The 6,585-nt window shown below is 69.1% G+C and carries 7 protein-coding genes; all 7 read left to right on the plus strand.

The genetic code is table 11. The features are described from left to right. Positions 1-41 precede the first annotated feature (41 nt). Positions 42-1,037 carry an Acg family FMN-binding oxidoreductase gene (locus tag ACWDU1_RS27425; RefSeq protein ID WP_450002824.1) on the plus strand — a complete coding sequence of 332 codons (996 nt, stop codon included), beginning with the start codon at positions 42-44 and terminating at the stop codon, positions 1,035-1,037. A 41-nt stretch (positions 1,038-1,078) separates the two neighbouring features. Continuing rightward, on the plus strand, positions 1,079-1,453 hold the full coding sequence (gene hypA / locus ACWDU1_RS27430) for a hydrogenase maturation nickel metallochaperone HypA (protein WP_450002835.1): 375 nt from the start codon (positions 1,079-1,081) through the stop codon (positions 1,451-1,453). After that, entirely contained in the window at positions 1,411-2,271 is an 861-nt protein-coding gene (gene hypB, locus ACWDU1_RS27435) for a hydrogenase nickel incorporation protein HypB (protein WP_450002826.1), read from the plus strand. Before hypA ends, hypB begins: the two co-directional genes overlap by 43 nt. Continuing rightward, a complete protein-coding gene (gene hypF, locus ACWDU1_RS27440) occupies positions 2,268-4,577 on the plus strand; it encodes a carbamoyltransferase HypF (RefSeq protein ID WP_450002828.1) in 2,310 nt (769 codons plus the stop codon). Before hypB ends, hypF begins: the two co-directional genes overlap by 4 nt. 15 nt (positions 4,578-4,592) lie before the next feature. Further along, a complete protein-coding gene (locus ACWDU1_RS27445; protein ID WP_450002830.1) occupies positions 4,593-4,919 on the plus strand; it encodes a HypC/HybG/HupF family hydrogenase formation chaperone in 327 nt (108 codons plus the stop codon). Then, positions 4,916-6,031 carry a hydrogenase formation protein HypD gene (gene hypD / locus ACWDU1_RS27450; RefSeq protein WP_450002832.1) on the plus strand — a complete coding sequence of 372 codons (1,116 nt, stop codon included), beginning with the start codon at positions 4,916-4,918 and terminating at the stop codon, positions 6,029-6,031. Before ACWDU1_RS27445 ends, hypD begins: the two co-directional genes overlap by 4 nt. After that, the coding region (locus tag ACWDU1_RS27455; RefSeq protein ID WP_450002834.1) for an AIR synthase related protein at positions 6,021-6,585 on the plus strand (565 nt) is incomplete at its 3' end. The genes hypD and ACWDU1_RS27455, both read left to right, overlap by 11 nt.

Below are 6,585 nucleotides of genomic sequence, written 5' to 3' on the forward strand. Positions count from 1 at the left end.
GACTCCATACAGCCCGGGCACACGTGCCTACCGTCGGGTATATGAATTCAGGACCGGCACCGGCAGTGGTCGAGCGCGCCGTCCGTCTCGCGGGGCGGGCGCCGTCGTTGCACAACAGTCAGCCCTGGCTGTGGCGGTACGACGGGCACACGCTACGGTTGTACGCCGTACCGGAGCGGATGCTGCCGACAACCGACAGCGGTGGCCGGCAGCTGCTGTTGAGCTGCGGTGCCGCACTGGACCATCTGCGGGTCGCGGTGGCGGCCGCGGGGTGGCGGCCCTCGGTCGATCGGTTCCCGAACCCCAATGAACGCAACCACCTGGCGAACATCACTTTCCATCGGTCGGTGATCGTCACCGACGCCGAACGCGCGCGCGCCGAGGCCGTCCAGCGGCGCTATACCGAGCGACTACCGCTCGCGGCACCGCAGAGCTGGGCGGATTTCGAGGGGATTCTGCAGTCGATATCGGAGCCCGGGGACGCAGTGGTGGATGTACTGCCCGAGAACAGCAGACCGGCCCTGGCACACGCGGCCCGGATGGCCACCTCACTCCGGCGGTACGACTCGGACTACCACGCGGAACTGCATTGGTGGACGGGGCATGTCATCAGCGCCACCGGCGTGCCCAGTGGCGCGCTGGTAGGGCGCGGCGAACAGGATCGGGTGGCGATCAACCGGCCGTTCCCGGCGAAATCCACGGAGCCCGGCCGGTGTACCGAGACCGAGGATGACCACGCCGCTGTCCTGGTGTTGTCCACCGCATCGGACACTGCCTCCGACATCGTGCGTTGCGGTGAGGTGCTGTCGAGCGTGCTACTCGAGGCGACCGTGGCCGGGTACGCGACGTGCCCATTGACCAACCTGACCGAGATGGCGCGCAGCCGTGCCCTGATCCGGTCGATGGTGGGGGAGCGGAATCTACCGCAGATCCTGATCCGGATCGGCGGTCTGCCACAGCGGGATTCGCCGCCGGCGCGGACACCCCGTCTGCCGCTCGAACAGATTCTGTCCCTCGATGCGCGCCCCGTCTCGTGATGCCGCTCGGCGGCCTCGCACGCCTCGACCGGGACGAACCGATGCACGAGCTGGCGATCACACAGAGTGTCGTCGACGTGGTGTGCGAGCACGCGGCGGGGCGGCGGGTGCACAGCGTCACCGTCGAGGTCGGGGCGCTGACCGCCGTGGTACCGGAGGCGGTGCGGTTCTGCTTCGACCTCGCCGCGGAAGGCACCCTCGCGGAGGGTGCGAGTCTCGATATCCGGTGTGTCCCGGGGTCGGCCCGCTGCCGTGCCTGTGGGACCGGCTTTCCTACCGGCGACCTGGTGCCGCTGTGTTCTTGCGGTAGCGCCGATATCGAGATCCGGTCGGGGCGGGAACTACGAATCCGGTCGATGGAAGTGAGCCGAGAATGTGCGCAACCTGCGGGTGCGGAAACAACACGGCGCATGTGATCACCGTGGGACCGGGCCGCGTGCAGCGTCATGAGCACGATCCCGGCCCCGCGCCCGAGCACGGGGACCATGAGCACGCGGACGGTTCGCGTCACGTGCACCTGTCCGCGACCGAAACCGTGAGCCTCGAGCAGAAGGTGCTCGCCAAGAACGACCACCTGGCCCAGCACAACAGAGAGTGGCTGAGCAGGCACGGGATCGTGGCATTGAACCTCACCAGCTCTCCCGGTGCGGGTAAGACCACGCTGCTGGAACGGACCATCCGGGACCTGAGCGATATCCCCATCGCGGTCATCGAGGGCGACCAGGAGACCGTGCTCGACGCCGAACGGATCACGGCGACCGGAGCCCGGGCGGTGCAGGTCAACACCGGCGCCGGGTGTCATCTCGACGCCGAGATGACCGCCCGCGCGCTCTCGGCCCTGGACCCGGAGCCGGGAACCCTGCTGTTCGTGGAGAACGTCGGCAATCTGGTCTGCCCGGCCCTGTTCGACCTGGGGGAGCATGGCAAGGTCGTGATCGTCTCGGTGACCGAGGGGGCCGATAAGCCGCTGAAGTATCCCCATATGTTCGCCGCGGCCGCGTTGGTTCTGGTCAACAAGATCGATCTGCTTCCGTTCGTCGATTTCGACTCGTCGGCGTTCGCCGGATACGCGCGTGCGCTCCGTCCGGGCCTCGAGATCCTGCCGGTGTCGGCAACGACGGGCGAGGGCCTCGACCGCTGGTACGAGTCGTTGGCGGGGATGCGCTCATCCAGGTCGTCCGGCTTCGAGGCGGGCGCCCGCGCCGCGTCTGCCGCGCCGGGTGAATCGCGGTGACGGCCGGACGGCAGCGGCGGCGTCTGCTGGTGCGCGGGGTGGTGCAGGGGGTGGGCTTCCGGCCCTTCGTCTACACCACCGCCACCGAATTGTCATTGTCCGGCAGCGTGGGCAATGACAGCAGCGGGGTCGTGGTGGAGATCGAGGGCGCGGCGGCGGCGCTGGATACGTTCACCGAGCGGTTGCACTGCCGACCGCCGCCGCTGGCGGTGATCGACGGGATCGAGCGGACCGATCTCGCGCCCCGCGGTGAAACCGCCTTCCGCATCGCAGGCACCACTGGAGGCGGAGGCCGGACGCTGGCCTGTCCGGACATTGCCCTCTGCGCCGACTGCGCGCGGGAGCTGGCCGATCCGGCCGATCGCCGGTATCGGCATCCGTTCATCAACTGCACGAACTGCGGACCGCGTTTCACCATTATCGCGAGCCTGCCCTACGACCGCGAACGTACCTCGATGGCCGATTTCGCCATGTGCAAGCAATGCGCCGAGGAGTACACCGACCCGGCCGACCGGCGTTTTCACGCGCAGCCCATCGCCTGCCCGAGGTGCGGGCCCACGCTGGCGTATTCGGGGCCGGGCACCGGTGACGCGGTCGGGTCGGCGCGGGCACTGTTGCGCGCGGGCGGGATCCTCGCCGTGAAGGGTATCGGCGGCTACCATCTCGCCTGCGATGCCGCTGATGAGGCCGCGGTCGCGGAGTTGCGGCGGCGTAAGCGGCGGGGTGGCAAGCCGTTTGCCGTCATGGTGCCGGATCTGGCGACCGCACGCGCAATCGCCGGGGTGGATTCCGGGGCAGCCGCCCTGCTGACGAGCCCGGCCCGGCCGATCGTGTTGCTGCCCCGGCGGACAGGCCCCGGGGACCTAGGCGAGGCAGGAACGGGGTTCGGGCTCTTGCCCGCCGAGTCCGTGGCGCCGGGCAACCCGGATCTCGGTGTCATGCTCGCCTACACACCGCTGCATGTGCTGCTGTTCGGACTTCCCGGTGATCCGCCCGGCCCGCGGTCACTGGTGATGACCTCCGGCAATCGGGGTGGTGAGCCGATCTGCCATCAGGACGACGACGCCCGCACCAGGCTGGCCGGTCTCGCGGACGCGCGGTTGTCACACAACCGCCGGATCCTGGTGCCGTGCGACGATTCGGTGGTGCGCTGGGCCGACGGCGTGGAGATGCCGGTACGCCGGTCCCGCGGCTACACCCCCTTGCCGATTCCGCTGCCGTTTCCGGTACCGCCGACCCTGGCGGTCGGCGGCGATCTGAAGAACACCTGTGTGGTGGCCGACGGCCGCCGCGCCTGGCCGAGTCAGCACATCGGCGATATGGACGATCTGGCCACCCTGCGCGCCTTCGACGCCGTCGAAGCCCATCTGGAGGCGCTGACCGCCGTGGTACCCGGGCGGTTGGCAGCCGACGCGCATCCCGGGTACCGATCAACCGGCTGGGCTCGTCGCAGCGCGGGGTTCCGGCCGGTGCGAGCGGTACAACATCATCACGCGCATATCGCCGCAGTGATGGGGGAACACGGCCTCGACCCGGACCGCACCGTCCTGGGAATAGCCTTCGACGGCACGGGTTTCGGGCCGGACGGCGCGATCTGGGGTGGGGAGGTGCTCGCGGCCCGATACCGCGGGTACCGGCGGCTGGCGCATCTGAAGTATGTTCCGCTGGCCGGCGGTGATATCAGTGTGCACCGCCCCTATCGCATGGCGCTGACACACCTGCGGGCGGCCGGAATCGACTGGTCGCCGCGTATCGCCTCGGTCTCGGCCTGCCCCGCCGACGAACGCGCGGTACTGGCCCATCAGTTCGATACCGGTTTCGGTTGTGTACCCACCTCCAGCATGGGCCGGTTGTTCGACGCCGTGTCCTCACTTGCCGGGGTGCGCCACATCGTGGACTACGAAGCGCAGGCCGCGATCGAACTGGAGGGAGCGTCCCGGAACGCGGAGCCGGGTCCGGCGAGCTATCGGTTCGCTGTCGGCACCGGGACGAACCCGGCACAGATCGATTCGGCACCAGTGATCGCCGGAGTGGTCGCCGACGCCACCGCGGGGGTCCCGCCGGGGGTGATCGGCGCCCGGTTCCAGGCGGCCGTCGCGGACCTGGTGCTGGAGATCGCGCTCGGTCATGCCGCCGTGTCGCGGATCGTTGCCCTCTCGGGCGGTGTGTTCCAGAACGCCCCGGTGCTGTCCGGGGCCCGGGTCCGGTTGCTCGAGCACGGTTTCACCGTTCTCTGTCCTCGCCGGCTGCCGCCCAACGACGGCGGCCTGGCGTTCGGCCAGGTGCTCGCTGCCGCGGCCGGCTGAGCGGAAGGAGAAGATATGTGCCTGGCAGTTCCCGGAAAGGTGCTCAGCCTGCACGAACGTGACAGCACGATGATGTCGGTCGTCGATTTCGGTGGCGTGCACAAAGAGGTATGTCTGCAGTACATCCCCGACGCGGCGATCGGTGACTATGTCATCGTCCACGTCGGGTTCGCGATCCAGCGCCTGGACGAGGAGTCCGCCCTGGCGACCCTGGCCGAATTCGAGCACCTCGGGGTGTTGAACGAGGAATTCGGCGCCGGCTTCGCCACCGCGGCCCGGCAGGCCGGCCTCGCCGACCCCGAAACCACCGGCCGGTCCGAGGACCCGGAGGCTATGCCATGAAGTATCTCGACGAGTTCGGCGATCCCGAGGCGGCCCGGTATCTGCTCGACCGGATCCGCGCCGCCACCACCCGGCGCTGGGCGTTGATGGAAGTGTGCGGGGGCCAGACCCACTCGATCGTCCGGCACGGTATCGACCAGCTGCTGCCCGACCGGATCGAGATGATCCACGGACCCGGCTGCCCGGTCTGTGTGACCCCGCTGGAAGTGATCGACAAGGCCCTCGGGATCGCCGCGGCGCCCGGCGTGATCTTCTGTTCGTTCGGCGATATGTTGCGGGTGCCCGGAAGCGACAAGGATCTGTTCCGGGTCAAGAGCGAGGGCGGCGACGTGCGGGTGGTGTATTCGCCGCTGGACGCGCTGGAGCTCGCCAAGGCCAACCCCGATCGCCAGGTCGTATTCTTCGGAATCGGCTTCGAGACAACGGCCCCGGCCAATGCGATGAGCGTCTACCAGGCGCGGCGGCTCGGAATCGAGAATTTCTCGCTGCTGGTCTCGCATGCGCTGGTACCGCCGGCCATCGCCGCGATCATGGAATCGCCGCTGCGCCGGGTGCAGGGATTCCTGCTGGCGGGCCATGTCTGCACGGTCATGGGCACCGGCGAGTATCCGCCGCTGGCGCGGCGGTACCGGGTGCCCATGGTGGTCACCGGATTCGAACCGCTCGACATTCTCGAAGGGATCCGCCGCGCCGTGGTCCAGCTCGAGGCCGGACGGCACGAGGTGGAGAACGCCTACCCGCGTGCGGTCACGGCGCCGGGTAACCCGGCTGCCAAGGCGATGCTCGACGATGTCTTCGAGGTCACCGATCGGGCGTGGCGCGGGATCGGCGTTATCCCCGGCAGCGGATGGCGGCTGTCGCCACGCTACCGCGACTACGACGCGGAATACCGGTTCTCGGTCGGTGCGCTGCACACCGCCGAATCGTCGGTGTGCCGGTCGGGCGATGTGCTCCAAGGCCTGATCACACCGCCCGAATGCGCCGCGTTCGGCACCCAGTGCACCCCGCGGCATCCGCTGGGCGCCACCATGGTCTCCGCGGAGGGGGCGTGCGCGGCGTACTACCTGTACCGGCGGCTGGACCTGCCCGCGGAGGTGGCTCATGGGCGATGATCGAGCCGCACAGGCCCCGGTGACGATCGACGCGGACGGGTGGGTGTGCCCGCTGCCGCTGCGTGATTCGCCGAATATCGTCATGGGCCACGGCGGTGGTGGAGCGATGTCGGGTGATCTGATCGCACACCTGTTCCTGCCGGCTTTCGGCGCCGCCGCCGACGCCGGCATGGGGGATTCGGCGGTGGTGACCGCCGGCGATACCCGGCTGGCGTTTTCCACCGACTCCTTTGTGGTGAAGCCGCTCGTCTTTCCCGGCGGCAGCATCGGTGAGCTCGCGGTCAACGGCACCGTCAACGATCTGGCCGTGGTGGGTGCCCAGCCGCTGGTGCTCTCGACCGCCTTCATTCTGGAGGAGGGCACCGCACTCGCCGCGATCGCCGGCGTCGCCGAGGCGATGGGTACCGCCGCACTGAGCGCAGGGGTCACGCTGGTGACCGGGGACACCAAGGTCGTCGACGCCGGTCACGGCGACGGAGTGTTCGTCAACACCACCGGTATCGGGCTACTCGGCCCCGAGGTCGATATCCGGCCCCAGCGGGTGCGCCCTGGCG

It is taken from the genome of Nocardia sp. NPDC003345, from assembly GCF_053589395.1.

Coding starts and splice junctions, on each gene's coding strand:
- hypA (WP_450002835.1), top strand. CDS start 1,079: ATGCACGAGCTGGCGATCACACAGAGTGTCGTCGACGTGGTGTGCGAG.
- ACWDU1_RS27445 (WP_450002830.1), top strand. CDS start 4,593: ATGTGCCTGGCAGTTCCCGGAAAGGTGCTCAGCCTGCACGAACGTGAC.
- ACWDU1_RS27425 (WP_450002824.1), top strand. CDS start 42: ATGAATTCAGGACCGGCACCGGCAGTGGTCGAGCGCGCCGTCCGTCTC.
- hypD (WP_450002832.1), top strand. CDS start 4,916: ATGAAGTATCTCGACGAGTTCGGCGATCCCGAGGCGGCCCGGTATCTG.
- hypB (WP_450002826.1), top strand. CDS start 1,411: ATGTGCGCAACCTGCGGGTGCGGAAACAACACGGCGCATGTGATCACC.